The 25,497-nt window shown below is 71.5% G+C and carries 26 protein-coding genes; 14 read left to right on the forward strand and 12 right to left on the reverse strand.

Features of this window, described 5'->3' with window-relative positions:
• Positions 1 to 7: 7 nt before the first annotated feature.
• A complete protein-coding gene (gene dtd, locus ACRAKF_RS21390; RefSeq protein WP_447038843.1) occupies positions 8 to 445 on the reverse strand; it encodes a D-aminoacyl-tRNA deacylase in 438 nt (145 codons plus the stop codon).
• 171 nt (positions 446 to 616) lie between these two features.
• Here dtd and ACRAKF_RS21395 point away from each other — a divergent pair, with 171 nt between their 5' ends.
• Both ACRAKF_RS21395 and ACRAKF_RS21400 read left to right on the forward strand, forming a co-directional pair.
• Complete coding sequence (locus ACRAKF_RS21395; RefSeq protein WP_447038845.1) at positions 617 to 1,231, forward strand: RsiG family protein; 615 nt, start codon at positions 617 to 619, stop codon at positions 1,229 to 1,231.
• A 75-nt stretch (positions 1,232 to 1,306) separates the two neighbouring features.
• Positions 1,307 to 2,569: a GNAT family N-acetyltransferase gene (locus ACRAKF_RS21400; RefSeq protein WP_447038847.1), complete on the forward strand. Its 1,263-nt coding sequence runs from the start codon at positions 1,307 to 1,309 to the stop codon at positions 2,567 to 2,569.
• A 164-nt stretch (positions 2,570 to 2,733) separates the two neighbouring features.
• Here the strand turns inward: ACRAKF_RS21400 and ACRAKF_RS21405 are convergent, their stop codons facing one another.
• The gene (locus tag ACRAKF_RS21405; RefSeq protein WP_447038849.1) at positions 2,734 to 2,919 is read right to left on the reverse strand and encodes a hypothetical protein; all 186 of its coding nucleotides are present in this window, start codon (positions 2,917 to 2,919) and stop codon (positions 2,734 to 2,736) included.
• 232 nt (positions 2,920 to 3,151) lie between these two features.
• On the opposite strand from ACRAKF_RS21405, the gene ACRAKF_RS21410 reads away from it, so the two are divergent.
• The gene (locus ACRAKF_RS21410) at positions 3,152 to 4,054 is read left to right on the forward strand and encodes a FadR/GntR family transcriptional regulator (RefSeq protein ID WP_447038851.1); all 903 of its coding nucleotides are present in this window, start codon (positions 3,152 to 3,154) and stop codon (positions 4,052 to 4,054) included.
• A 52-nt stretch (positions 4,055 to 4,106) separates the two neighbouring features.
• Here the strand turns inward: ACRAKF_RS21410 and ACRAKF_RS21415 are convergent, their stop codons facing one another.
• Positions 4,107 to 4,295, reverse strand: a complete 189-nt coding sequence (locus ACRAKF_RS21415) for a hypothetical protein (protein ID WP_447038853.1) — start codon at positions 4,293 to 4,295, stop codon at positions 4,107 to 4,109.
• Positions 4,296 to 4,419: 124 nt separating this feature from the next.
• On the opposite strand from ACRAKF_RS21415, the gene ACRAKF_RS21420 reads away from it, so the two are divergent.
• The 4 genes from ACRAKF_RS21420 to ACRAKF_RS21435 all read left to right on the forward strand — a co-directional run bounded on the left by ACRAKF_RS21420 (position 4,420) and on the right by ACRAKF_RS21435 (position 9,147).
• Positions 4,420 to 5,322: a winged helix-turn-helix domain-containing protein gene (locus ACRAKF_RS21420; protein WP_447042088.1), complete on the forward strand. Its 903-nt coding sequence runs from the start codon at positions 4,420 to 4,422 to the stop codon at positions 5,320 to 5,322.
• The gene (locus tag ACRAKF_RS21425) at positions 5,323 to 6,090 is read left to right on the forward strand and encodes an HAD family hydrolase (protein ID WP_447038855.1); all 768 of its coding nucleotides are present in this window, start codon (positions 5,323 to 5,325) and stop codon (positions 6,088 to 6,090) included.
• Between the two features lie 118 nt (positions 6,091 to 6,208).
• A complete protein-coding gene (locus ACRAKF_RS21430) occupies positions 6,209 to 8,197 on the forward strand; it encodes a phosphotransferase (RefSeq protein WP_447038857.1) in 1,989 nt (662 codons plus the stop codon).
• Positions 8,198 to 8,271: 74 nt separating this feature from the next.
• Positions 8,272 to 9,147 carry a hypothetical protein gene (locus ACRAKF_RS21435; RefSeq protein ID WP_447038859.1) on the forward strand — a complete coding sequence of 292 codons (876 nt, stop codon included), beginning with the start codon at positions 8,272 to 8,274 and terminating at the stop codon, positions 9,145 to 9,147.
• A 34-nt stretch (positions 9,148 to 9,181) separates the two neighbouring features.
• Here ACRAKF_RS21435 and ACRAKF_RS21440 read toward each other — a convergent pair whose 3' ends face one another.
• Positions 9,182 to 9,877: a TetR/AcrR family transcriptional regulator gene (locus ACRAKF_RS21440; protein ID WP_447038861.1), complete on the reverse strand. Its 696-nt coding sequence runs from the start codon at positions 9,875 to 9,877 to the stop codon at positions 9,182 to 9,184.
• A 180-nt stretch (positions 9,878 to 10,057) separates the two neighbouring features.
• Here ACRAKF_RS21440 and ACRAKF_RS21445 point away from each other — a divergent pair, with 180 nt between their 5' ends.
• On the forward strand, positions 10,058 to 12,232 hold the full coding sequence (locus ACRAKF_RS21445) for a HelD family protein (protein ID WP_447042089.1): 2,175 nt from the start codon (positions 10,058 to 10,060) through the stop codon (positions 12,230 to 12,232).
• A gap of 36 nt (positions 12,233 to 12,268) precedes the next feature.
• Here ACRAKF_RS21445 and ACRAKF_RS21450 read toward each other — a convergent pair whose 3' ends face one another.
• Both ACRAKF_RS21450 and ACRAKF_RS21455 read right to left on the reverse strand, forming a co-directional pair.
• Positions 12,269 to 13,753 (reverse strand): peptidoglycan D,D-transpeptidase FtsI family protein, encoded by a 1,485-nt coding sequence (locus tag ACRAKF_RS21450; protein ID WP_447038863.1) that lies wholly within the window; start codon positions 13,751 to 13,753, stop codon positions 12,269 to 12,271.
• A 164-nt stretch (positions 13,754 to 13,917) separates the two neighbouring features.
• A complete protein-coding gene (locus tag ACRAKF_RS21455) occupies positions 13,918 to 14,592 on the reverse strand; it encodes a peroxiredoxin-like family protein (RefSeq protein WP_447038865.1) in 675 nt (224 codons plus the stop codon).
• Between the two features lie 150 nt (positions 14,593 to 14,742).
• On the opposite strand from ACRAKF_RS21455, the gene ACRAKF_RS21460 reads away from it, so the two are divergent.
• Positions 14,743 to 15,384, forward strand: coding sequence for a TetR/AcrR family transcriptional regulator (locus ACRAKF_RS21460; RefSeq protein WP_447038867.1), 642 nt, complete (start codon positions 14,743 to 14,745; stop codon positions 15,382 to 15,384).
• On the opposite strand, the gene ACRAKF_RS21465 is transcribed toward ACRAKF_RS21460, so the two are convergent.
• The 3 genes from ACRAKF_RS21465 to ACRAKF_RS21475 form a co-directional block, all read right to left on the reverse strand.
• Positions 15,360 to 16,010 carry a response regulator gene (locus tag ACRAKF_RS21465; protein ID WP_447042090.1) on the reverse strand — a complete coding sequence of 217 codons (651 nt, stop codon included), beginning with the start codon at positions 16,008 to 16,010 and terminating at the stop codon, positions 15,360 to 15,362. The genes ACRAKF_RS21460 and ACRAKF_RS21465 overlap by 25 nt on opposite strands.
• A 92-nt stretch (positions 16,011 to 16,102) precedes the next feature.
• The gene (locus ACRAKF_RS21470) at positions 16,103 to 17,248 is read right to left on the reverse strand and encodes a sensor histidine kinase (RefSeq protein WP_447042091.1); all 1,146 of its coding nucleotides are present in this window, start codon (positions 17,246 to 17,248) and stop codon (positions 16,103 to 16,105) included.
• Positions 17,249 to 17,346: 98 nt separating this feature from the next.
• Entirely contained in the window at positions 17,347 to 18,180 is an 834-nt protein-coding gene (locus tag ACRAKF_RS21475) for a CPBP family intramembrane glutamic endopeptidase (RefSeq protein ID WP_447038869.1), read from the reverse strand.
• A 28-nt stretch (positions 18,181 to 18,208) separates the two neighbouring features.
• Between ACRAKF_RS21475 and ACRAKF_RS21480 the strand changes: the two genes are divergently transcribed.
• Entirely contained in the window at positions 18,209 to 18,370 is a 162-nt protein-coding gene (locus ACRAKF_RS21480; protein ID WP_447038870.1) for a hypothetical protein, read from the forward strand.
• A 17-nt stretch (positions 18,371 to 18,387) separates the two neighbouring features.
• Here the strand turns inward: ACRAKF_RS21480 and ACRAKF_RS21485 are convergent, their stop codons facing one another.
• Positions 18,388 to 19,329 carry an alpha/beta fold hydrolase gene (locus ACRAKF_RS21485; RefSeq protein ID WP_447038871.1) on the reverse strand — a complete coding sequence of 314 codons (942 nt, stop codon included), beginning with the start codon at positions 19,327 to 19,329 and terminating at the stop codon, positions 18,388 to 18,390.
• Between the two features lie 330 nt (positions 19,330 to 19,659).
• Positions 19,660 to 20,388 (reverse strand): TetR/AcrR family transcriptional regulator, encoded by a 729-nt coding sequence (locus ACRAKF_RS21490; protein ID WP_447038872.1) that lies wholly within the window; start codon positions 20,386 to 20,388, stop codon positions 19,660 to 19,662.
• Between the two features lie 53 nt (positions 20,389 to 20,441).
• Here ACRAKF_RS21490 and ACRAKF_RS21495 point away from each other — a divergent pair, with 53 nt between their 5' ends.
• The 3 genes from ACRAKF_RS21495 (at position 20,442) to ACRAKF_RS21505 (ending at position 22,906) form a co-directional block, all read left to right on the forward strand.
• Entirely contained in the window at positions 20,442 to 21,650 is a 1,209-nt protein-coding gene (locus ACRAKF_RS21495) for an FAD-dependent oxidoreductase (RefSeq protein ID WP_447038873.1), read from the forward strand.
• A 65-nt stretch (positions 21,651 to 21,715) separates the two neighbouring features.
• On the forward strand, positions 21,716 to 22,156 hold the full coding sequence (locus ACRAKF_RS21500; protein WP_447038874.1) for a VOC family protein: 441 nt from the start codon (positions 21,716 to 21,718) through the stop codon (positions 22,154 to 22,156).
• Positions 22,157 to 22,513: 357 nt separating this feature from the next.
• Entirely contained in the window at positions 22,514 to 22,906 is a 393-nt protein-coding gene (locus ACRAKF_RS21505; protein WP_447038875.1) for an MmcQ/YjbR family DNA-binding protein, read from the forward strand.
• A 9-nt stretch (positions 22,907 to 22,915) separates the two neighbouring features.
• On the opposite strand, the gene ACRAKF_RS21510 is transcribed toward ACRAKF_RS21505, so the two are convergent.
• Positions 22,916 to 24,013, reverse strand: a complete 1,098-nt coding sequence (locus ACRAKF_RS21510) for a DUF5937 family protein (RefSeq protein ID WP_447038877.1) — start codon at positions 24,011 to 24,013, stop codon at positions 22,916 to 22,918.
• Between the two features lie 56 nt (positions 24,014 to 24,069).
• Between ACRAKF_RS21510 and ACRAKF_RS21515 the strand changes: the two genes are divergently transcribed.
• Positions 24,070 to 25,353 (forward strand): MFS transporter, encoded by a 1,284-nt coding sequence (locus tag ACRAKF_RS21515; protein ID WP_447038879.1) that lies wholly within the window; start codon positions 24,070 to 24,072, stop codon positions 25,351 to 25,353.
• The last annotated feature ends 144 nt before the right edge of the window (positions 25,354 to 25,497 follow it).

Below are 25,497 nucleotides of genomic sequence, written 5' to 3' on the forward strand. Positions count from 1 at the left end.
GGGCGGTTCAGATGTCCAGCAGGACGGTGAACGGCCCGTCGTTCGTCAGGCCCACCCGCATCTGCGCCCCGAAGCGGCCGGTGGCCACCGTCGCGCCCAGCGAGCGGAGGCGGGCGACCACCTCGTCGACCAGGGGCTCGGCGACATCGCCGGGGGCCGCCGCGTTCCAGGTGGGGCGGCGGCCCTTGCGGGCGTCTCCGTAGAGCGTGAACTGGCTGATGACCAGCAGCGGCGCGTCGATGTCGCTGCACGATCTCTCATCGGCCAGCATGCGCAGCGTCCACAGCTTCCGGGCCAGTTGAGCGGCCTTCTCCTTGGTGTCGTCGTGCGTGACGCCCACCAGGACGCACAGGCCCTCGCCGCTGATCTCGCCCACCGTCTCGGGGCCGTCCTCGCCCTCGACGACCACGCTCGCGCCGTCGACCCTCTGCACCACAGCTCGCATACGGTCATCATGCCGTGCCCCGTACCGCGGCACGCCCCGGCCCTCGGAAGCCCGGCATCCCCCCATCTGGGGCCGATTCCGGGCACTCGCTCACATAGCGGCCACTTCGAGTGGCACGATGCATCGACGCGGTGCACCGCGTCGGCCGGTCGAGGGGACGGGTAGAGGCACATGAGCACACCAGAGGCAGGGCAGGCGCCCGGGCGCATCATCTCGCTGCGGCGCACGACGGTCGCGCGTCCGCCCACACAGCGCACGGCGGGCCCCCGGCTGCCCGACGTGCCCGAGATCGACCTGGCCGCGCGGCGCCTCGGCGAGCTCCGCGGGCTGCGCAGGGCGGCGCAGCAGGACGAGGCCGACCTCAGTTACGTACGGCGGCTGCTCCAGGGCCGCATCGACATCCTGCGGGCCGAGCTCGCGCGCCGGAAGGACCCGAGCGATCCGCTGGCGTCCTCGCCCGACGCGGCGGTCGTCGACCGGCTCTCGGAGATCCTCGCGGACGCCCCGGCCCGGCACCGCTCGTCGGCACGCCACGTCACGCTCGGCACCCCGCACGGCGAGGAGTACCGCCGCCTCGCCACGGACATGCTCGCCGAGGTCGAGCTCTCCGACCTGGCGGCGCGCACGGACGAGGAGCTGCACACGGCCATGGGCCGCCTCGTCCGCTACGAACAGCAGGTGTCGCGCCGCCGCCAGCTCCTCCAGCGCACGGCCGACGACTGCAGCGCGGAGATCACCCGGCGCTACCGCGAGGGCGAGGCACAGGTGGACGACCTGCTGGTGTGAGCACACGCCGGGCGGCCGGGCGGCCGGGGCGCAAACCACGTGCGGTGCGGACGGCCGGCTGCCTAGCGTGGGCGCATGAGCGACGACATCGAGATACGGGCGGTCACCGACGCCGAACTACCGGTCTGGCTGCGGACCGTCCAGGCCGGGTTCCTCCATGCACTGGCGGCCATGTCGGACGAGGCCATCGCCAACGCCCGCGCGCGCAAGGACATCGACACCTTGCGGGGCGCCTTCGACCGGGGGCGCTGCGTGGGCACGTACCGCTCCTATCCGCAGGAGCTCACCGCCGTGGGCGGCGCCGCTGTGGCCGCCCACGCCGTCACCGCGGTCACGGTCGCGCCCACGCACCGCCGCCGCGGCATCCTCAGCCGCATGATGACCGCCGACCTCGCGGCGGCGAAGGAGCGCGGCGCCGTGGTCGCCACGCTGATCGCCTCCGAGCACCGGATCTACGGGCGGTACGGCTTCGGGCCCGCGACCTCGACCACCGAGTGGACGGTCGACGTACCGCGTGCGGGGCTCGACCCCCGCTGGTCGGGACCCGACGAGGCCGGCGCCCGCATCGACCTCGTCGACGGCCACGACGTGCGCAAGCTGGGCCCCGAGCTGTACGACCGCTTCCGCGCCGTCCAGCACGGCGCAATCGACCGCGACGAACCGTGGTGGCTGCGGAACACCGGGCAGCAGGCCACCGCCGAGTTCCCGTGGCAGGAGCCGTTCTACGCGCTCTACCGCTCGCCCTCCGGCACGGTCGACGGTCTCATGGCGTACCGCTCGACGAGCAGCCGGTACGACGCGTCCAGGCTGCCGGTCAACTCCGTCTCCGTACTGGGTACGACCACCACCACGCCCGCCGCCGAGCGCGCCCTGTGGCACTACGTCTGCTCGATCGACAAGGTCGTCTCGGTCGAGTCCGGCCACCGCGCCCCCGACGACGTGCTCCCCGACCTCCTGCCGGACCCGCGCGCCGCCAGGGTCACCACGCATGCCGACTGGCTCTGGGTGCGCGTCCTGGATGTCGTACGGGCCCTGGAGGCGCGTACGTACGCCGGTACCGGCACGCTCGTCCTGGAGGTCGCCGACGCGGGCGGGCTCGCGGGCGGCCGCTACCGCCTGGAGGCCGCGGCGGACGGAGCCGCACGGTGCGCGCCGACCGGAGACGCGCCCGATCTCGCTCTGGGGATCGGTGAGCTGGGGCAGATGTGGCTCGGTGACGGCTCCATGGCGCGGCTGGTGGCGCTGGGCCGGGCGGCGGAGGAGCGGGCGGGCGCGGCGGCGCTGGCGGACACGCTGTTCCGCACGTCACGGCGGCCGTGGTGCCCGGACATCTTCTGAGGTCTGCCCGTCGGAGGCCGACGAGCCCTGTGCGCCGGTGGCGAGTACATGAGCCCCGGCTCCCCGTAGCCGGGAGCCGGGGCTCGTTTTCATCAGCGGCTGACCGAACTCCCGGCTCCCCTCCGGATGGGAGCCCGGTCAACCGGGTCTGTGGTTCGCCCGGTTCAGTTCGACTGGGCGAGGAGCAGGATCAGGAGCGCGGCTCCGGCTCCGCTCAGCTTGGTGCTTCTGGCCTTGATGCCCACGGTGAGAAGCACGAAGCCGATGATTCCCAGCGGCCCGTACTTCCACTGGATGAGCTGCTCGAAACCGATGACGAGGGCGGCGACGACGATGGCGATGAGCGGCATGACGTTCCTCCTTCGGGATCGGGGTGGCGGACCCCGTTCGGCTGGTGACCAACTGGCGGCCAGCGGCGGGACTTCGCGGCGACTGCCGAGGGGTGGTGGCCAAGCCCGGAAGGGTCTGACCAGGTGGCCCAAGTTGGCTACCAACTCCTCCTGGGTTATCTCCGCGACAGTCGACTCATAACCACCTTCCCGACAACTCCCGGAAGATGGCGCGAAGTTGTACGGTTTGGTTGTGACTACGGACCACGTCCCGGTCAACGGGAACAAGAGGCGCTCGCGCTCTCACCACGAGGTGGCGGAGGCGCTGCGCGACCGGATCAGGTCCGGGTCGCTGCGGCCCGGGCAGCGCATGCCCACCCAGGCCGAGCTGGCCGACGAGTTCGGCGTCGAGCGCGGTGCCGTCCGGGAGGCGCTGCGGATACTGCACCGTGAGCAGCTCCTGTCCAACGTGTCCAGGGGCAGCCCCGCCACGGTCGCGGAGGCGCCCCGGCGTGCGCTCACCGACGCCGGCGGGGTGCGCCCGCAGCCGACGATGGTGGGGCTCGCGCCACGCATCGCGGCGGCGTTCGAGGCGCCGCACGTGGAGATAGACGCACTGTGCCTGACGTCCATCTCGCTCACCATGGCGATCGGCGAACCGCTCCGGCAGATCCACGCCGGGCAGCGCAAACCGGCCAAGGTCGACGTCCGGGTACTGCTGCCGAGCCGCACCATCGACCTGGCCTTCCCCGCGCCGGTCGATGACCGGGACGACGAGGGCGGCGAGGTCCACCGCAGGTGGCTCGACCAGCGCAACGCGCAGGGGCAGGTCCTGCGCCACAACCTCCTCGCGCTGCGCGCCTCGCACGGCATCGACGTGTCCGTGCACTTCCGGGCTCTGCCGTTCACGCCGCCGGTGAAGCTGTACCTGCTCAACGGCGCGGAAGCGCTCTTCGCGTACTACACGCTGACCAAGCGGGGCGAGGAGATCGGCGAGGAATCCCTGGAGATGTACGACGCGCAGGGCACGCAGTCGATGCTCTTCCCCTTCCAGCAGGGGGACGGGCTGCGGGACACGACGTTCGTGGAACAGTCCCACCTGTGGTTCAACGCGCTGTGGAACACGATCAGCCAGGACCTGCACCTGGCGGGCTGAGTGCAGGCCCTGGCCGACGGGTGGTCAGAGAGCGGTGGTCAGAGACCGGTGGTCAGAGAGCGGGACCGGTCACCATCAGGGCGAGGACCCCGGCGCCGATCGAGCTACAGGCCGGGCTCTTCGCCTTGACGCCGATGGTCAGCAGAAGGAGGCCGGCGATGCCCATGGGGCCGTACTTCCACTGCACGAGCTGTTCGGCGGCGACGGCGGCCACGGCTGCGAGGAGGGCGATGACGGGCATGGTGGTGCCTCCTTGAGCCATCTTGAGTCAGTTGGCAACCAACTCTGACTCAGTTGTCCCGCTTGGTAAGCCGGAATAAACAACTCCCGTACAACTCCCGCAAGATGGCCGCCAGTTGTATCGTTTGGTGGTGACCCAGGAGAACGTTGCAGTGAACGGCAGCCGAAAACTCTCACCCCAGGACATCGCCGACACCCTGCGCGAACGCATCCGGGCCGGCGAGCTCAGAGCGGGCGACCGCCTGCCGACCCAAGCCGAGCTGGCCGAGGAGTTCGGCGTGGAGCGCGGAGCCGTGCGGCAGGCGATGAAGAAGCTCCAGAGCGAAGGCCTGCTGTCCAACGTCAGCAAGGGCAGCCCGCCGCGGGTCGCCGAGGCGGGGCCCGCACCCGCGAGCCGGGGCCCGCAGCCGTCCATGGTCGCGCTCGCCCCACGCCTCGCGGCGGCGTTCGCGGAGCCGCAGGTGCGGATCGACGTCGTGTCCTACACCGCCGAGACCCTGATGGTCGCCCTCGGGGAACCGGTCCGCCTGATCCACGAGGGCCGCATCCGCCCGGACTCCATCGCGGTACGCATCCTGCTGCCGAGCAGCGACATCACGCTGGCCTTCCCCGTACCGGTCGAAGCCGACCCCACGAGCACCGACCGCCTCCACCGGCGCTGGCTGGCCCAGCGCAACGCCCAGGGCCAGGTCCTGCGCCACAACCTCCGCGCCTTGCGCTCCTCCCACGGCATCGACGTCTCCGTCCAGTTCCGCGCCCTGCCGTTCACGACCCCGGTGAAGCTGTACCTGGTGAACGGCCGGGAGGCGCTGCTGGCGTACTACACGCTGGGGCGGGAGCAGGTGCTGCTGGACGACAGGGGTGACGTCGAGGCGATGGACATGTACGACGCCGGGGGAATCGTGGCCCCGTTGTTCTCCTTCGAGAAGGCGGGCCCGGCCTCACGCGACGCCACGTTCGTGGACGAATCCCAGAAGTGGTTCGACGCCCTCTGGGCAACCATCACCTCGGACCTGACACTCTCTTAAATGAATTCCGACTCGATGCGGTCCGAAGCGGCACATGCGGAGCAAGTGGCGGCGGAGGCTCAGGCGGCGGGGGAGCTGATCGCCCGGGCGCGCTTCATCCTCCTCGACTTCGACGGCCCCGTCTGCCGCCTCTTCGCCGGGCACTCGGCGCCGCGGATCGCCGAAACGCAGATCCACTGGCTGGCCGCCCGGGGCCTGCACGGCCTCCTGACGGACGGCGTGCGCGAGGAACGGGACCCGTTCGAGGTGCTGCGCGCCGTCGATGCCAGGCACCCGGGCAGCGACGTCGTGACCGAGCTGGAGGAGAGGCTGACCCGGCAGGAGCTGAACGCGGTGGCCAGCGCCTGGCCGACCCCCTACGCCGACCGGGTCATACGGACCTGGTCGGCCGTCGGCGTCGGCCTGGCGATCACGACGAACAACTCCCCGCAGACCGTGGCCCGCTACCTCGACGGCCGCGACCTGACGGGCTGCTTCGCACCGCACATCTACGGCCGCACCCGGCACCTGAACCGGCTCAAGCCCCACCCGGACTGCGTGTACCGGGCCCTGAACGCCCTGGGCGCGGCCCCCGCCGAGACGGTGATGGTCGGCGACACCCCCTCGGACCTCCGGGCGGCCAGGGAGGCCGGCGTGCACTTCGTGGGCTTCGCCCGGAACGAGCGCAAAGCGACCCTGCTGAGGAAGGCGGGCGCCGACGCCCTCGTACCGGACTGGCGCCCCGTCCTGGACCGGCTCTGGGACAGAGGGGCCCCCAGCACGGCGTGAGTGCCTCCTTTCGGGGGACCGCGGCCGGCGGACAAAACGCGGCGGTCCGCGGCGCGCCCATGTTCACAATGCGGCAACCAGCAAGATCGGCTGCCCGATTTCGATACCCTCTGCGCTCATGCCGTCACCCCCGCCTCGCTTCCCCCACGAGGCGCCGAAGAGCGGTCGCCGCGAGAAGTTGATCAGACGCCTCGCCGATTCGCACAGGGACCACCCGGACCGTGAGGTCATGGCCGGTCACCACAACGTCAACCATGTCGTGCCCCTCGGCTTCACGCTCGCCCTGCTGCTCGGCACGATGCCGTTCAGGGCCCGCGTCAAATGCCGGATGCCGCGCGAGGTCGTGGAGGTGGTGCCCCGCATCTGGCCCAGCGAACCTGAGCTGCTCGCCGTGGTCAGCCGGCACCTCAGAGAAGTGCCGCGCTGCCTGCGGGACTTCGGAGACTGGTCGCTGCACTCCTACCGGGCGGGACGCGCGCTCTCCGAGGCGGCCCCGGGCGAGCCCGTCGGCGAGGCGCTGATGGGTGAACTCGCGGCGTTCTTCGCCAGGACCGCCGGCGTGCCCGTCGAGGAGCTGCCGCCCCGGCCCGACGACTGGCCGGAGTCCCCGCGGAGCCAGGAATTCCTCCACTGGCTGGTCGACTTCGCCGAGGAGAAGGTGCACCGGCCGAACCGCTGGCGGTTCGAGGAGCTCTTCAGTGACGTGGGCGTCCACGCCGACGTCATGCGGAACTTCCGCGACGATCCGGACCGCCCGCCGCTCACCCCCCGCCCCTTCTGCCTCCTCCACACGGACGTGCACCGCGCCAACATCGTGGTCGACCGCCGCAGGCTCGCGGTGATCGACTGGGAGCTGGCCTCGTACGGCGACCCGCTGCACGACCTCGCCACCCACCTCGTACGCATGGACTACGAGAAGGACGAGCAGATCCGGATGACGGCGCTGTGGGCCGCCGCGATGCGTCGCGCGGGCCACGGCGGCATGACGGCGGGCATGGCCACCGATCTCCCCGCCTACCTGGACTTCGAGTACGCCCAGTCCGTCTTCCCGGACATCATGAGAGCCGCGCTCGCCCTGACCACGTTGCCCTGGGAACCCGCCGCCGAGGACTACGCGGACGCGGCGTCCAAGGTCTGCCGGGCGCTGCTGCGCGCCGCCGAGCCCCTGAAGCTGGACGTGGTGCCGGACCGGAAACAGGCGGAGCGGGCGCTGCGCGACTGGTGCGCGGGGCCGTTCGGCCGGGCGCTGGGGCAGCCTGCCGCGAGGGTCGTACCGGATCGCGGCGTACGGAATCGTGGGGTGGTGGACGCGCCGGACGGCGGTGGCGACGCCGTGGCGGATCGGTGGGCGGCCGAGCTGACCGAGGTGGGCCGCCTCCTGGAGGCACCCGGCAGCGGCTGCGTGCTCCTCGACTTCGATGGGCCCATCTGTACGCTCTTCCCGGCCGGGGCGTCGGAGCGCGTCGCCGATGACCTCCGGAAGATGGTGAGCGACCGCGGTGCCCTCGGGCTGCTGCCCCCCGAGGCCGAGGGGTCCGGCGACCCGCGCGACATCCTGCGGGCCGTGCACGCCCTGCGCGGAACCGGGCAGCTCCAGGACCCCGGCCTGGTCGCCGGCCTGGTCGCCGACCTGGAGGCGCTCCTCACGGCCGGCGAGGCGACGGCCGCGCACACCGCCCCGCCCACCCCGGGCGCCCACACGCTCATCCGTGAGCTGCGGGGGCGGCGCGTACGCATGGCCGTGGTCACCGACAACTCACCGCGCGCCGTCCACGCGTACCTCCACCGGCACGGTCTGGCCGATGCCTTCGGCCCGCACGTCTACGGCCGTACGGGCGGTTCAGGCGGTTCCGGCCTGTTCGAGCCGGACCCCGACCCGCTGAACCGGGCCCTGGACGCCTTGGCGGCCGAGCCCGGCGACACACTGATGATCGGGGGCACGGTCACCGACGTGGCGGCGGCCGAGAAGGCGGAGGTCCCCTTCCTCGGGTACGCGCCCGACGGCCGGGCCGCCGACCTCCTGCACGAGGCCGGCGCCAAGCTCGTCCTCCCGTCCCTGCGGCCGCTGCTCGACCTCCTCGGGTCTCCTCATGAGGCCCCTTCCTGATCCACCCCGCCGTGGGCACGATGGTCCCCCGCCGTGGGGCGGATAGCCAACGGGTGCGCGACGAGGGGGCCTTGATGGCGAGTGGCCGTGGCCGGACGGTACGGGCGTGGGGCGCCGAACGCTGGGCGAGTGCCGAGAGCGCGGTGACCAAGTTGGCGTTGCTCGGGGTGTTCTGTCTTGGTCTCGTCGCGCAGTTCGTGCGTCCGGTGGGTGATGCCTTGGAGGGCAAGGCCTTTCTGGGCGGCGCCCTCCTCAGCCTGGTCGCCTACGTCCTCTACGCCGAGGTGCGGCGGCTGAACGACGCCCTGCGTCCCGCGGCCAAGGACGAGGTGCGGACCACCGAGCTGCGGCAGTACTTCGACCGGGCCCTGGCCGCGAGGAAGGTCAGGCAGACCCGGATCGATGCCATCGGGTTCACCGGCGAGACGGTGCTGTATCCGGTCAGCCGCAGCCTGGAGGCGCTCGATGACGGCGCCCGGCACGAGGTCGTCATCCGGATACTCGTACCGGACTTCACCGCCCCGATGGCGATACCCGGCATGCTCGACGAGCAGGGCAAGGCCGTGGACGATCCGCGGTTCCGCGCGCTGCTCCTCGAGAAGGTCCACGAGCACGCGCGGAACATGGAGAGCCTCACGCGGAGTCTGCGCCACGACGGCCGGGCGGAGCTGCGGACGGACTTCCGGGTCCTGCGCATCACACCGCTGCTGAAGTTCTGCCTGATCAACCGTGAGGAACTGTTCGACGGCATCTACGACAAGGTCGTGCGGAAGCCCGCGGCGACGCCCCCGGAGCGGCAGGTCCTCGACCTCATGGGCTACCAGACGGTCCTGCGGCGTTGGCACTCCGCTTCGGGGGCCGAGGCGTGGGAGAAGGTCACGCAGCGGCAGTGGCTTTTCGACACGCTGTGGGAGGTCGCGTCACCACTGGGCGACGCGAACGCCTCCTGAGCGCCCCCCGAGTGGGTCCGTGGCGCGCGCGTTCTCACGCATAGCGTGCCAGCCCCGACCTGAGCTGGGCGAACGCTCTGTTCGCCGATGTCACCGCGTCCGGCCACACCTCGTCCGCGCTCTCGCCCGCCTTGATCCTGCGCATGTTCTCCTCCGCGAGGATCCGCCGTACGGCCACGATCTGGCCGGCGGCGAGGCGCGCTTCGAGGGCGTTGCCGCCGTGCGCGGTGAGCAGTGCGTCGGCCAGGGCCTCCTCGGAGCGGCCCTGGTACCCGTACAGGCGGGCCACCAGGGCCGGGGTGCCGTAGAGGAGCCGCAGGTAGGAGAGGACTCCGGGGGCGTCGTTGAGTCCGGTCACCGGGTCGTGGCGTTCCAGGCCGTCCAGGAAGTGGCGTTGCAGCGCGTCGAGCGCGGGGCGCTTGGCGGGGCGGTCGGCGACCACGCGGGCGGTCTCGTCCTCGTGGTCGGCGAAGCGGTGGAGGACCAGGTCCTCCTTGGACGAGAAGTAGCGGAAGAGGGTCGGTTTGGAGATCTCGGCCGCGGCTGCCACCTCCGCGACGGACACCTTGTCGTAGCCCTTGTCGAGGAAGAGGGTGATCGCCGCCTCGGAGATCGCCTGGTAGCGCTGCGCCTTCTTGCGCTCGCGCAGGCCGGGGCCGGTGGAGTGGCCGCCGGTGCCGGTGCCGGTGCCCGTGCTCGTGCCCGTGCCCGTGCTGGTGCCCGTAGTCATGGGGCGAGTCTAGGCCGGGTGAGACTCGGTCACGTTATTCGGTGAGACTCGGTCACGTTATTCGGCGTTACTGAGTCACATACGTAACCGAGGCGCAAGCGTTACTCGGATATAAACGTTACTGCGTTACAAACATTACCCGGTTGCGCTAGTCTCGGGTCCATGAGCGTCCGCACCGCGATGAGCCCCCACCCCTCGACGCCCGAGCCCGAGCCCGAGCCCGAGACGGCAGCCCTCGCCCAGGAGCGCCGCTATCACGACATCTGCCGCGCCGCCCTCCACGGCATGATCGAAGGCGCCGACGAGCAGGTCGTGACCGGCGTCGACGTGTCCGCTTCGGGGGCCGACGCCGAAGTCCTCGGGTACCGGTTCCGGAGCCACGCCAAAGCTCTGCGGGAGCTTCCCGAGGCGCCGCTGTTCTTCGGGCGGCTCGACTTCGGGGACGCGGGGGCCGGTGAGCACCAGGGGCAGCGGTACTACATCGGGCGGCTGCGCGTCACCGACGACCCCGCGGCGGCGCCGCTGGTGGTGGACTGGCGGGCGCCCGTGTCCCGGGCGTTCTACCAGGCCGGCGCCCGCGACCCGCAGGGCGTGGCCGTCCGGCGGCGGTTCGGCTGGGCGCCCGGCAGCAAGGGCGACTCCGCCGACCTCACCGGCATGGAGGACGAACCCCTCGGCGAGGAGGACCGGGCGGCACAGTCACGGGAACGGGAACGGGAGCAGGCGCAGACGCAGGAACAAGCACAGGCGCAGGAACAAGCACAGGAACAAGCACAGGCGCAGGCACAGTCGCAGCCGCCGCGCGGCAGCCGCATCCTCGCCCGCGAGATAGAGCGGCCCCGCGTCGGCCCCATGCGGGACATCGCCGCCACCATCCAGCCGGAGCAGGACGACCTCGTACGCGGAGAACTCACCGCCTCCCTCTGCGTCCAGGGCGCCCCCGGTACCGGCAAGACCGCCGTGGGGCTGCACAGGGCGGCGTATCTGCTCTACACGCACCCCCAGCGCGTACGGCGCTCGGGGATGCTCATCCTCGGGCCGAACCGCACCTTCCTGCGCTACATCGCGGAGGTGCTGCCCTCGCTCGGCGAGAGCGGGGTGCGGCAGTCCACCGTGGCCGACGAGGTCGGGCGGCATCCCGTGCGCGCGCGGGACGACGAGGCCGCCGCGGTCGTCAAGCACGACGCCCGCATGGCCGAGGTGCTGCGCCGAGCGCTCTACTCCCGGGTCATGCCGCCCACCGAGGAGCTCGCGGTGCCCGACGGCTCGTACCGCTGGCGGGTGCCGCTCGGCGAACTGGCGGACGTCGTCGAGGGCGTGCGGGGCGAGGAGCCGCCGTACGCCACGGGGCGTGAGCGTGTGCGCAGCCGGGCCGTGCGCCTCGTGCAGGAGCAGGCCGAGCGGCGCTCAGGGCCCCGTAACAACACCTGGCTGCGGAGGATCTCCGGGGCGCGTGCCGTCACCGCGTTCGTCGACGGGAGCTGGCCGAAGGTCAGGGCCGACGAGGTCCTCGCGGGGCTGCTCGCCGACCCGGCGGCGCTGGCCGAGGCGGCGGACGGCGTCCTCGACGCGGGGGAGCAGCGGGCGATCGGCTGGGCGCGGCCCCCGCGCTCGTACAAGTCGGCGAAGTGGACCGCCGCCGATCTGGTGCTGATGGACGAGATCGAGGGGCTGCTCGAACGGCCCGCGGGGTACGGGCACATCGTCGTCGACGAGGCGCAGGACCTCTCGCCGATGGAGTGCAGGGCCATCGCGCGCAGGGCGGACTTCGGCTCGCTGACGGTACTCGGCGACCTGGCGCAGGCGACGACGCCCTGGGCCGTCCGCGGCTGGCCCGAGCTGCTCGGCCATCTCGGGAAGCCGGAGGCCGAGGTCACCCCGCTGACCACCGGTTTCCGCGTGCCCCGGGCGATCATCGGGCTCGCGAACCGGCTGCTCGGGCAACTGGACGTCGACGTACCGCCCGCACGTTCGATGCGCGGTGACGGGGAGCTGACCGTCCGCGAGGTGCCGGACGTGCTGAGCGCCGCGGTCGGGGCCGTACGCGCGGCGCTGGAGCGGGAGGGCTCCGTCGGCGTCATCGCCGCTGACGGAGCGGCCGGGCGGCTGCGCGCCGCCCTCGCCGCCGCCGGCATCGAGGCGGCGGACCCCGACGAGCCGGGGGCACGCGTGACGGTGCTGCCCGCCTCGGTCGCCAAGGGCCTGGAGTACGACCATGTCGTCGCCGTCGAGCCCGCCGAGATCGCGGAGGCCGAGCGGCGCGGGCTGCACCGCCTGTACGTGGTGCTGACGCGAGCCGTCTCCCGCCTGGACGTCCTGCACAGCAGGCCGCTCCCCTGGGAGCGCGGGACATGAGCCCGGCGGCTCACAGGTCACCGCCCGGCGGGGGCGTCACCGTTCCAGGACCGCCTCCATGACCGCCTTCGCGATCGGCGCGCCCAGTTTGCCGCCCGCGATCTCCGAGCGGGGGATGTCCATGTTGGACGGGTCGACGAAGACCGCGACGGCGACCGGCGACTCGCCGTCGTCGCCGCCGGGGACCTTGGCGTAGGAGACGAACCACGCGTACGGCCGCTCGTCGTTGACGTCCGCGCCGTGCTGCGCCGTGCCGGTCTTGCCGCCGACCGTGACGCCTTGGATCTTCGCCTTGTTGGCGGTGCCGTTCTCGACGGTGTTCTCCATCATCTCCTGCACCGACTCCGCGGTGTCCTCGGAGACGGCTTGGTTGAGCTCGTCGGGCTCGGCCTTCTCGATCGTCGACAGGTCGGGGCCGCGCAACTCCTCGACCATGTACGGCTTCATGACCTTGCCGTCGTTGGCGAGGCCCGCGGTGACCATCGCCATCTGCAACGGGGTGCTGGACAGGCTGCCCTGGCCCATGCCGGTCAGCGCGGTCTGCGGCTTGTCGAGGTCCGTCGGGTACCTGCTCGCGACAGCGCGTACGGGGACGTACTGCTGTTCGTTGAAGCCGAACTGCTCCGCCGTCTCACGCATCTTGTCCTTGCCGACCTTGTCCGCGATGTCGAGGAAGACGTTGTTGCAGGACCACTGCATGCCGGTCTTCAGCGAGACTTTGTCGCAGTTGGAGTCGGGCACGTCGTTGCCGATGCGGGTGGAGCTGAGGGGCAGTTTGTACGGGGTCTCGGCGCCGGTCGGCTTGTTGATGTCCGTCACGACGCCGTGCTCCAGGGCGGCGGCAGCGGTGAGGATCTTGAACGTGGAGCCGGGCGGGTAGATCTCGCGCAGGGCCCGGTTGCTCAGCGGCTTGTCCTTGCGCTTGTCGAGCCGCTCGAAGACGCGCCCCTCGTCGCCCGAGATGCCCGCGAAGGACGAGGGGTCGTACGAAGGGGTGCTGGCCAGGGCGAGCACCTTGCCGGTGCGGGGGTCGAGCGCGACGACCGCGCCCTTGGCGTTCAGCTTCACCAGGCCGTCGTACGCGGCCTTCTGTGCCTTCGGGTCGATGGTGGTGACGACGTCGCCGCCCTGCTGCTTCTTGCCGGTCAGCATGTCGAGGGTGCGCTTGATGAAGAGCCGGTCGTCGTTGCCGCTGAGGATGCCGTTGTGGACGCCTTCGAGGAAGGTGGCGCCCTGGGCCTGCGAGAAGTAGCCCGTCACCGGCGCGTACATCGGTCCTTCCGTGAAGGTCCGCTTGTACTCGAAGTCGGTGCCCGACGTCTTCTTCGAGCCGGTGATGGACTTGCCGCCGACGATGATGTCGCCGCGGGGGTGCGAGAAGGCCTCGATCTGCACGCGGCGGTTCTTCTCGTGGTTGGCCAGCTTGTTGTTCTCGGCGAACTGCACCCAGGTCGCCCGCAGCAGCAGGGCCAGTGTGAGGATTCCGCAGAAGACGGCTATGTGCCGCAGCGGACGGTTCATGGTGGCTTCCCCCGGTGCCGGCGACGGACGGATGGACGGACGGTCCCGTCCATCCTCGCCGTTTCCCGCCGGGGCCGGGGCGGAATCCTCCGATTCGGCGCCGGATGACCGGATGACCGGGTGAGCGGGTGAGCGGATGACAGGGTGACCGGGTGACCGGGTGACTACCGGTGGTCCGCCTTCGGCGGCGGTCCGGCGAGGGAGTCGAGCGCGGCCAGGATGTCGGAGGGCTCGGCCCGCACGGAGTAGTCGGCGTCGACGAACGCCCAGCGGACGGCGCCCGCGGGGTCGATGACGTAGGTGGCGGGCAGCGGCAGTGTGCGGGCGTGGCCGCCGTTCACGCGGTGCAGCTCGAAGCCGAGCCGGTTGTAGAGGGCGCCCAGTTCGTCCGAGAGGTCGAAGGCGATGCCGTACTGCTTGGCGACGTCGGAGCCGAGGTCGCTGAGGACGTCGAAGCCGAGCCCCTCCTTCTCGGTGAGGGAGATGCTCTCGTCGGGGATCTGCGGCGAGACGGCCACGAGGCGGGCGCCGCGGGCGGTGATGTCGTCGTGGTGCTGCTGGAGGGCGCGCAGGGCGAGGTTGCAGTAGGGGCACCAGGCGCCGCGGTAGAAGGTCAGGACGACGGGCCCCTCGGCCAGCAGGGCGTCGAGCGACACCTCCTTGCCGGTGGCCGAGGGGAGGGTGAAGCGGGGCGCCCGGTCCCCGGTGCCAAGGGCGCTCTCGGCGATGCGGGTGGCGAGCAGTTCGGCGGCGCCGCGGTCCATGACCTCAAGGACGTCGGTGGGAAGCTTGCGGTGGCCGTTCTCGTACAGATCGCGGAGGTCGTCTCTGAGCGTCATGGCGCGGGGGCCTTCCGTGAGTGAACTTCCGTGAGTGAACTTGGAACGTTCGTTCCAGGTTGCTCGGTGTGTCCAGCATGGTGAGGCGCCGAGGGGCCGTCAAGGGGTATCTTGGAATCACCGTTTCAAGAACGTGGGAGAGTCCAACTCGTGGCCGACATCAAGCACTTCGACCCGGACGAGGCGCTCGACCGCGTCGTCCGGCTCTTCTGGGAGCGGGGCGCCGCCACGACCTCCATCCAGGCCGTGGCGACCGCGACGGGACTCAACCGCTCCAGCCTGTACGCCACGTTCGGCGGCAAACGGGAGCTGTACCAGGCCGCCCTGCGCCGCTACCTGCGCGACCACTCCCACCGGGCGTTCCGCTTCGTGGCCGAGGACGGCCGGGGGCTCACCACGATCCGCGAGTTCTTCGCGGGGCTCGTCGAACTGCGCTGCACGGGCCCGTACGCGGGATGGGGCTGCATGGTCGTCAACGCGCACGCGGGCGGCGAACGGGACGACCCCGAGGTGCGGGCCCTGCTCGACGACCATCACGAGCGGCTGCGGGGAGCGCTGCGTACGGCGCTCGCGGTGGCGCGGTCGGAGGGCGAGCTGAGCCCCGCGACGGACGTCGACACCGCCGCCGAGATCCTCGCGCTCCTCGCGTACGGGGTGAACCTGCGCTCCCGGGCCGGGGCGGACGCGGAGGAGCTGCGGCGGACGGTGGACGCGGCGCTGGGGGCGCTGGGCCCTCAACGGGAGGGCGGGTGCCGTGACGCAGGCTCTCAGGTGACCAGGCCCTGGCGATAGGCGTAGACGACGGCCTGGACGCGGTCGCGGAGGCCGAGCTTGGTGAGGATGCGGGACACGAAGGTCTTCACGGTCTCCCGGCTGATCAGGAGCGTCGCGGCGATCTCGGTGTTGGACAGGCCGTCCGCGATCAGCCGCAGCACCTCCAACTCCCGGGGGGTGAGCGGGAGATCCCGCGTCGCGCCGCCATCGGCGGGCCTGATCCGGGTGGCGTACCTGCCCACGAGCTGGCGCGTCACCTCGGGGTCCAGCAGTGCCGCGCCGGTGGCCACGGTCCGGATGCCGAGCAGCAGCCGGTCCGGCGGGGCGTCCTTGAGCAGGAAGCCGCTCGCGCCCGCGCGCAGCGCCTCGTAGACGTACTCGTCCAGGTTGAACGTCGTCACCACGAGCACCTTGACGGGGTGCGGCACTCCGGCGCCGGCCAGTACGCGGGTGGCCTCGATGCCGTCGAGGCCCGGCATGCGGATGTCCATCACCACGACGTCCGGGCGCAGCCGCCCGACGAGGTCGATGGCGGCCTGCCCGTCCCCGCACTCGCCCGTCACCTCCATGTCGGGCTGCGCGTCGATGATCGTCACGAGGCCGGTGCGGATCAACGCCTGGTCGTCACAGACCAGGACCCGGATCGGCGCGGAGCCGGCGGTGGGCGGGGCGCTGGCGGTATGCGGGGCGCTGCCGGTGTGCGGGGCGCTGCCGGCCACGGGCGGCTTTCCTGCGTTCACGACGGGCTCCCCGAGGGGATGCGTGCTCGTACGACGAAGCCGCCGCCCGTGCTCGGGCCCGCGCTGAACTCGCCGCCCAGGACGTCGACCCGCTCCCGCAGACCGGCCAGGCCCCGCCCGCTGCCGCCGGGGGACACCGCCCGCGGCCCGAGCGCCTCGGTGCTGACCTCCACGGTTATCTCCTTCTCGCCGTGGCGGACCCGGACCGAGGTCGGGATGCCGTGGGCGTACTTGAGGGCGTTCGTCAGGGCCTCCTGCACGACCCGGTAGGCGACCAGGTCGGCGCTGCCGGTCGACTCCGCGGGGGTGCCCGCCTCGGTGAACTCCACCGGCTGTCCCGCTCTGCGCGTCTGCTCGACCAGCGTGACGACCCGCCCGACGTGCGGCGCCCTGCCCTCCGCCGCGCCTGCCCCACGCACGGTACCGAGGCCGGTGCCGTGCCTGTTGCCGTGCCCGGTGCCGTGGTGGGTGCCGTGATCGGGGTTGAGCAGGTCGAGCAGGTGGCGCAGGTCGCTGATGGCCTGCCGGCCGGTGTCCGTGACGGCGGTCAGGGTCTGGTCGAGGCGCTCGGGCGAGGCGGTCAGGTAGCGGGCCGCCTCGGCCTGCACGACCATCGCCGTCACATGGTGGGTGACCACGTCGTGCAGCTCGCGGGCGATACGGGTGCGTTCGGCGGTGCGGGTCTCCTCGGCGACGTGGCGCCGGCGCTCGGCCTCCGCGAGCCGGACGGAGCGCAGCCACGTTCCCATGCCCCACACCAGGGCCGTCGCCGCGTAGAACAGTACGAACTCGCCCGCCGGTTCACCAGAACCGACCTGGGAGAGGGCGACGGCCAGCGGCACGTACGCCGTCGAGAGGGTCAGCGCGGTGACGCGCCGGTGGCGTTCCAGCCGGGACCCGGCGCCCAGCAGCGCGAGGGCCAGGCCGGTGCCCGCCAGTGAGTGGTAGCCGCGGAGCTGGTCGGCGGCGAAGCCCAGGGACACCAGGGCCACGCAGGCCACGGGCCACCTTCGGCACACCATCAGGGGTAGGCACTGGAGGGCGATGGCCACGACCGCCAGCGCGTCGAAGGAGCGGCCCGGCACGCCGCCGATCTGCGTGCCGTGGTTCTGCATCGACGGTACGAACGACGCGGCCATCATCAGCGGGCCGAGCAGGACGTACCAAGCCGTCACATCGAACCGGCGCCACTTGCCCGGCCATTGGCCCAGCCGGGCTCGGGCGGCGTTCCGGAGTTCGATCACCGGACGAGCGTAGTGGGGGCGGGGACCCGGTCGGCACGGCGACGGGGCACCAGCCGGCCGCGCCGGTGGGCCAGCCACATGAACGCGATCGTCACCAGCACGCCGAACAGCACCGAGTACACGCTCCCCTCAGGGCCGAAGTCGCCGCCGGTGAGCAGCACCGGGCCCGACGTCGCGGAGTCGAGGAGGCCCTGCGGGGTGTCGTTGCCCGAGACCTCGGTGCTGAAGATGCCGGACGCGGCGAAGTTCCAGCCGAAGTGCACGCCGATCGGCACCCACAGCCTGCGGGTGGCGACGTAGGCGGCGGTGAGCATGCCGCCGGCCTCGATGGCGATGGCGAGCGCGCCCACCAGGCTGGCGTTCGGGTTGAACAGGTGCGACGCGCCGAACACGAGCGAGGTGAGCGTCAACGCGATCCAGGTGCCCGTGAGTTGCTCGACGTACCGGAACAGTACGCCTCGGTACAGCAGTTCCTCCGTCACGGCCGCGGCGGCCATGAAGCCGAACAGCCCTGCCGCGCCGGACGGCGACGCCAGGCCGTCGACCTCGTAGTGCCCGGCGGCGAAGAGGTTCACGACGACGGCGCTGAACATCGCCACACCGATCAGCAGCCCCCGTCCGAACGCGGGGGCGGCGCCCTCCCGGGACACCTCCGTGGACGGGCGGTGCTCGGTACGCCGTACCACCCACCCGTAGGCGACGACCGCGAGTACGGCGGCCAGGGTGCCGGCGGCCAGTTGCAGCCACGGGGAGTCCTCCACCGCGGCGACGCACTGACCGCCGACGAGGGAGACCGCCAGGACGGTCAGCAACTGCCAGACGAACCTCATGTGTACTCGACTCCTCAAAGAGACCGGATTGACCGGACTGACCGGACTGACGGGGCCGACCGGGCCGACCGGGCTGACCGGGCCGACCGGGTTGACCGGGCCGACCGGGCCGACCGGGTTGACCGGGCTGACCGGGCCGACCGGGTTGACCGGGCTGACCGGGCCGACCGGGCTGGTGGACCGCACCTGACCTGTCAGCGCAGGTCGTCAGTGGCTGGTCTGTGCGATGACGCGCCGCACAGCCGCGACGGCGAGGTCGGGCCGGTCGACGTAGATGTAGTGGCCGCTCTTGGCGGCGGTGGTGAGCTTGCTGCGGGAGGAGAGTCCGAGCCACTGCTTCTGGCCCTTGGACCACATCTCTTCCAGGGCGGGCCCGTATTCGGGCACCTCGGCGTACTGGCTCTCGTGCTTGATGATCTCCACGGGGATGTCTCCGGCGGAGGCCACCTTCGCGTCCTCGATGACGAGCCGCTCCGGGTTCTCCCCGCTGTTGGCCGCGAGGGCCTGTGCCCGCAGTTCGGCGCCCGGGCCGGTGGCCGACTTGGGGATCACCTTCGAGAAGCCGGCGTTCAACTCCGGGACCGTGGCGTCCAGCAGGACCAGGCCCTTGACCCGGTCCTGGTGGTCGGGGGCGTACCGGGCGGCGATCAGGCCGCCGAGGGAGTGGCCGGCCAGGACGGCCGGGCCGTCACCGGCGACCCGGTCGAGTACGGCGGTCAGGACCTTCGCGATGTCGGCCTGGTGCTGGACGCCGGCCGGCTTGTCGCTCACGCCTTCGCCGAGCCGGTCGTAGGAGCAGACCTTGGCCCCCTTGCTCAGGGTCTTCTGGAGCCCGGCCACCTTGCCGAGGCCGTCGCCCGCGCCGGCCAGCAGCAGCACGACCGGCCGGTCCTTCGCCGCCGCCTTGCCGGAGCAGGAGACGTTCACGGACAGGTCTCCGACCTTGATCTTCCTGGCTCCGGAGAACGTGTCACCGCCGGGTCCGCCGACGGCGTCTTCGACGGACTCGTCGACGGATTCCTCGACGGCGTCTTCGATGGATTTGTCGGCGGCCTTCTCGGTGGCCGACTCGTCACAGGCGACGAGGCCCGCGCCGGCCACGGCGCAGCACAGTGCGGCCATGGTGGTTGCCCTGATGGTGCGCATCATGACGAACTCCAAGGAGAAAGGAGAGTGGGGGGAAAGTCCGGTGGCTCCGGTAACTGCGTTGGTTCCTGGGCCGTTGGTTCCCGGGCCGTTGGTTCCCGGGCCGTTGGTTTCTGGGCCCGATGGCCATGGCTGAACGCTATGGAAGCGGCGATCCGGAATCGTCACCCCCGGGAGCGCACTTGCGTGTGGCTCACGTGGGGGACAGCGGACGTGCGGCAGAGGACGGCAGCGGGCGTGCGGCAGCATCCGGCAGCAGCCGACAGCGGCGTACGAACCCCACGTGCCTACCGGTCGGTTACGAGGCGAGGGGCTTTCGGCGAGAGCCGAGCGTCACGCCGGCGGCTGGGTGAGTCTGGCCGCCACGGCGTCGAGGACCCAGTCCAGGCCGGTCGCGAAGGACGTCTCGGCGTCCACGTCGGTGCCGTCGTGCACGGCCTTGGCCAGCGCCGGGAAGCGTCCCGTGGCCAGCATTTTCGTCACATGCGGGCCGGAGGCGCGCTGCCAGTCGTGCTGGGACAGGCCGGTGGCCCGCTCGGCCCGCAGGTTGGTGATCTCGCGCCTGATCGCGCCGGTGAAGTAGGAGCTGACGGTCTCCACGGCGCGCATGGCCGTGTCGATGTCGGCGAGGCCGTCGAGGGCGGCCAGCGTGGACTCGGCCACGGCGAGGCCGTTCGGGCCCAGAGCCGGACGGCCGCCGAGCAGGTCGGCCAGCCATTCGTGACGGAGGGCGGCCTGCCTGGTGCGGTGGGCGAGGGCGCGCAGCGCCTCCCGCCAGTCACCGGGCTGCTCCTCGGGGAGGGCCTCGGGGAGGGCCTCGGGGAGGGGCTCGGGAAGGATTTCGGCGTAGACCTCGTCCACCATGAGGTCGAACAGCTCCTGCTTGGTGGAGATGTATCCGTACAGCCGCATCGGGCCGGCGTTCAGCCGGGCGGCGACCTTGCGCAACGAAACTGCCTCAAGACCGCCCTCGTCGGCCAGCGCGATGGCGGCGGCGACGATCCGCTCCCGGTCGAGCGACACGGGGCGAGTCGGCGGCTCCGGCCGGTCCCACACAGTCATGGACACATCGTACTGTTGCGATACAGTGTATCGAGGAAATACGGTGTATCGCCATGAGACGTCGCATCGCAGTGGTCGGCAGCGGCCCCGCCGGCCTTACCTTCGCCCATGTCCTGCACCGCCATGGCCACCCCGTCACCATCCTCGAACGCGACCCCGCCCCCGACGCCCGTCCTCCGGGCGGCACGCTGGACCTGCACGAGGGGCTGGGTCAGCTCGCGCTGGAGAAGGCGGGTCTCCTTGCGGAGTTCCAGGCGCTGTCCCGCCCCGAGGGGCAGGCCATGCGCATCCTGGACACGGACGGAACCGTTCTGCGCGACTGGCGACCCCGTCCAGGCGACCGGGCCAATCCCGAGATCGACCGCGGACAACTGCGTGACCTGCTGCTCGGTCCTCTCGACGTCCAGTGGGGCCGGGGCGTGACGCGGGTGGTGCCGGGTGGGCGGGACGGCGTACTGGTCCATTTCGCGGATGGGCGGCAGGAGACGTTCGACCTCGTGGTCGGCGCGGACGGCGCATGGTCGCGGACCCGCCCGGCGGTCTCGTCGGTGACGCCGCACTACACCGGCGTCACGCTGGTCGAGACCTCCCTCGACGACGTGGACACCCGCCACCCCGACCTCGCCCGGTTGATCGGCGACGGTTCCTTGGCTGTGTACGGCGTGAACCGAGCGCTCGTCGCCCAGCGCAACAGCGGCGGCCACGTCAAGGTGTACGCCCAGTTCCGGATGCCGCTGGACCGGCAGGCGAACGTGGACGCGGCCGGCGCCCCGGTCGACGCCGACGCCGAAACCGCCCACCCCGTCACCGACACCGAGGCGGTGCGATCGGACCTGCTGGCCCTGTTCGACGGCTGGGCGGCTCCCGTCCTGGACCTCCTCCGCCAGGGCACCGCTTTCGTCCACCGCCCCCTCTACGTCCTGCCCGAGTCCCACACCTGGACCCACGTCCCCGGGGTGACGCTCCTGGGCGACGCCGCCCACCTGATGCCCCCTTTGGGGGCGGGTGCGAACCTCGCGATGCTGGAAGGCGCCGAACTCGCCGAATCCATCACCGCCGGCCACACCGACCGTGCCGACCACACCGACCACGCCGACCACACCGGCGCTGAAGACCTGGACGAGGCCGTTCGCGCCTTCGAGGAGCGGATGTGGGCACGGGCCGGCAGGTGGTCGAAGATCACGACGGCCGGTCTGGAACGACTCGTGAGCCCGGACCCCGCCGAAGCCCTCGCCCTCTTCGACCAAGTCCAGCCATCCTGAGCGCCAAGCGCGAGAGCCACGTCAACGGCCGCCACCGGCCGTACGAGGAAGAAGGAGAAACCAGCATGGCGATTCAACGGATGGACAACGTCGGCATCGTCGTCGAGGACATGGAGGCCGCCATCGCGTTCTTCGTGGAGCTCGGTATGGAGCTGGAGGGCAGGACGGAGGTCGAGGGCCTGGTCGCCGACCAGTGCACCGGACTCGACGGCGTCCACTGTGACATCGCGATGGTCCGGACCCCGGACGGCCACAGCCGGCTCGAACTGGCGAAGTACCGCAGTCCCGCGGCGATCAGCGACGGGCCACGCGATCGGCCGCACAACATTCTGGGCACGCACCGCGTCATGTTCGCCGTCGACGACCTGGAGGACACCGTCGCCCGCCTGCGCCCTCACGGCGCCGAACTGGTCGGCGAGATCGCCCGGTTCGAGGACAGCTATCTGCTCTGCTACGTCCGCGGCCCGGAGGGCATCATCGTCGGACTGGCCGAGCAACTGCGCTGAGAGTCATCGAACTGGAGAAGTCGTTCAGCGAGCGGTGGAGCCCGACCGGGGGCTGGAAACCGTACAGCGGAACCGCGGTCTGCCCGCGGCCTGCCCGCGGCCTGCCCGCGGTCTGCCTGTGGTCCACCCGCGCGCGGTCTGCCTGTGGTCCACCCGCGCGCGGCTTGCCGCCCGTTTTGTCCGCGTCAGGGGGAGAGTGGTGGATGCCGTCCGCGTCCGTGGTCGACGCCCCGGCCCGCGACCACCACCTGAGAGAAGGAAGCCGCTCATGAACGGATCGACCCTACAGATCCCACAGATCCCACAGACCCCACAGACCCCACAGACCTCCTACGGCACCAACACGCGGGCGACCCGATGAGCGCGGCCGGTGACCGCCTCCAGGACACCGCCCGCACGGCGGCCCTGGCCCTCCCCGACGTCAGCCACGGCCGTCCCTTCAGCCCCGGACTCGACGTGTACAAGGTCGGGGGCAAGGTGTTCCTGATCGTCACCGACGACCCGGACGAGCAGATCATCACGGTCAAGTGCGAGCCGGAGCACGCGCGGGCCCTGGAGCGCGGCCACTCCTCGATCGCCCCGGGCCGCTACCTCGACAAGAGGCACTGGATCTCGCTGGGACCCGGCCCGGGTGTCACGAAGAGGCTGATCAACGACGTGGTCGAGCACTCCTACGACCTGGTCGTCGACAGTCTGCCGCGGAGCGAACGCCCGCCGCGAACCCCCGACCGGGGGAGCGGCGTGGTGTGACTGAGCGCTTCAGCCGGCCCCTGAGCGGTTGAGTTGGCCCGGCTGAGTACCGCGGTCGGCCCCTTGAGGTTCGCCCGCGGCCTGTGGGTGCTGGGTCTGCGTGGCCGCAGCGGATGGAGATGGGCCCGACTCCGCGGCCTCTGTCACTGTCTGGCCGGCTCGGGTGCGTGCGTACAGGACCTGCCTGCCTGCGCGGTGGGCGCTGACCAGCCCGGCGTTCCGCAGGGCGGTGAGGTGCTGGGAGGTGCCGCCGGGGGTCAGGCCGGTGCGGCGGGCGAGTTCGGTGGTGGACGCGGGGGCGGTCAGCTCGGTCAGGATCATCGCGCGGGAGCGGCCCAGCACCCCCGCCAGGGCGTTGGGGGCGGTCGCGGGTCGGGTGTGCCAGAGCGTGCCGACGGCGCGGGGTGGATAGCGCAGCGAGGGCTGCCACGGTTCGTTGAGCACGGAGAAGACGCGTGGCCAGACGAAGGCGGAGGGCACCAGCAGCAGGCCCCGGCCGTCGAGCCGACGTGCTCCGCGCACGGTGCGGTGCTCCAGGTGCAGGGTGCCCTGAGCCCAGTTGACCTGCGGGTCGAGGTCGGTAAACAGGTGCTGCGTGCCGCCGGCGACCAGGCGGTCGGCGCGGTAGCGGATGTCGCCCTCCAGCAGGGCGAGGATGCGCGACCAGTACGGGGCCAGCGCCAGCTCCCAGTACGCCTCGATCGCCTCTGCCAGCCGCGCGAGCTCGGCGGCCGGATTGCCGCGCAGAGCTGCCATCCGTGATTCCGGCACCTCGGCCGTGGTGTGCAGAAGCGCCGGAGGCATGGCCCGCACCGTGGCCAGCTCGATGTCCAGCGACGGCAGCGGCGTCGTGGGCGGCGGGCAGATGAACCCCGGGACGCGGCTGGCCCACGGCGAGCGCCCGGGCATCGGGACGAGGTCGAACAGCGGGCTCAGGTCGAGACCGGCCGCCGCCAGCCGCGGGCGCACCTGTTCCGCCCAGGGGTGGTGCAGGCCGTGTGCGTCCGCACCCTTGAGTACCCGGACGCTTGCCACCACCTCCCACAGCGGGGAGATCGCGAAGCGGGTGCGGGCCACGTCCTCCATGGCGAATTCGATCTCGATCATTTAGCTCAGCGTAAATCTCTATGGAGAGCCGCACAGGGTCCCGCATCGTACGCCGCATGACCGAAGCACCAGATTCCCCGTGGCGCATGGGCGCGTTCCGCACACTCTTTGCCGCAAGCGCTCTCAGCCACCTCGGCAGCAACGTCGGTTATGTGGCGATACCCCTGCTCGCTGTCACCACGCTCGACGCCGGCCCCGGCCAGGCCGGGGCGCTGGCTGCGCTTTCCACCGCCGCCTTCCTGCTCATCGGACTGCCCGCAGGCGCGTGGGTGGACCGCCTGCCCGGTCGCCGCCTACTGGTGGCCGCCGACGCCACTCGCGCGGTGTTGCTCGCCTCGATTCCGCTGACCTGGTGGCTGGGCGTGCTCTCGCTGCCACAGCTGTACGCAGTGGTACTGCTGACCGGCTGCGCCACCGTATTCTTCGACGTCGGCTCGCAGAGCGTCCTGCCCGAACTGGTCGGCCGCGAACGCCTGATGCCGGCGAACGCCGCCATCGTCAGCCTGATGGCGGGCGCCAACATCGTCGGCCGCGGCGCCGGCGGCTTCATGGTCCAAATCCTCACGGCGCCCCTGGCGATTCTCGGCGGTGCCCTCGCTTACCTCGCCTCCGCCTGCGGCCTCACCGGTATCGCCCGTCACCACGCTCACACGAAGACCTCGACCGCCAAGCGACGGCTACGGACCGAGATCACGGAAGGGCTGCGCCACGTCCTTGGCACACGCGAGCTGCGGCCCTTGGCGCTCACCGCGACCCTCACCAACCTCGGCGCACAGATGATCAACGCCATGCTGCCGGTGCTGTTCACCCGCGAACTGCGCCTGCCCGCCTCGGCGCTGGGCCTGTACTGGGCAGCCGGCGGCCTGGGAATCCTGCTCGGTGCCCGCCTCGCCCGCCCCCTCGCCGCCCGTCTCGGCCATGGCCGCACCCTGGCCCTGGCCGGGCTGTGGTTCGTACCCGCCGCACCGGCCATCGCACTGGTCGACACCGGTCCGTGGCTGTGGGTGGCCGGCGCCGGATGGCTGGCCGCCATGACAAAGACGGGCATCGACAACGTCCTCGGCGTCACCTTGCGCCAGCACCTGACCCCGGACCCGCTGCTCGGCCGCATGAACGCCACCTTCCGCTTCCTGCTCACCGGCGCCCTGGCCATCGGCTCCGCCCTGGGCGGCCTCCTCGGTGAGGCCGCGAACGTACGCATCGTCGTGTGGGCCGGCGCGGCGTGCCTGGCCGGCGCCTTCCTCCCGGTCTTCTGCTCCCCCCTCCGTGCGCTCCGAGAGCTGCCGGCAACTCCGGCACCGCCCCGCCGGGCAAGAGCGACGTCCACCACCAAAGCGTGACCCCGCCGCCGCCCACGCCCATCCCGTGGGCCGACCACCATGCTCAACGGGCCAGGAAAAGCGCGCAGGGGCCAACTGAAGCGCTCCGTCTCACGTGGCCTAGCGCACTTTTGCAAGCAGGCGCTTGCAATAGTTAGCAAGGGT

This window comes from Streptomyces sp. DSM 118878 (assembly GCF_052936595.1).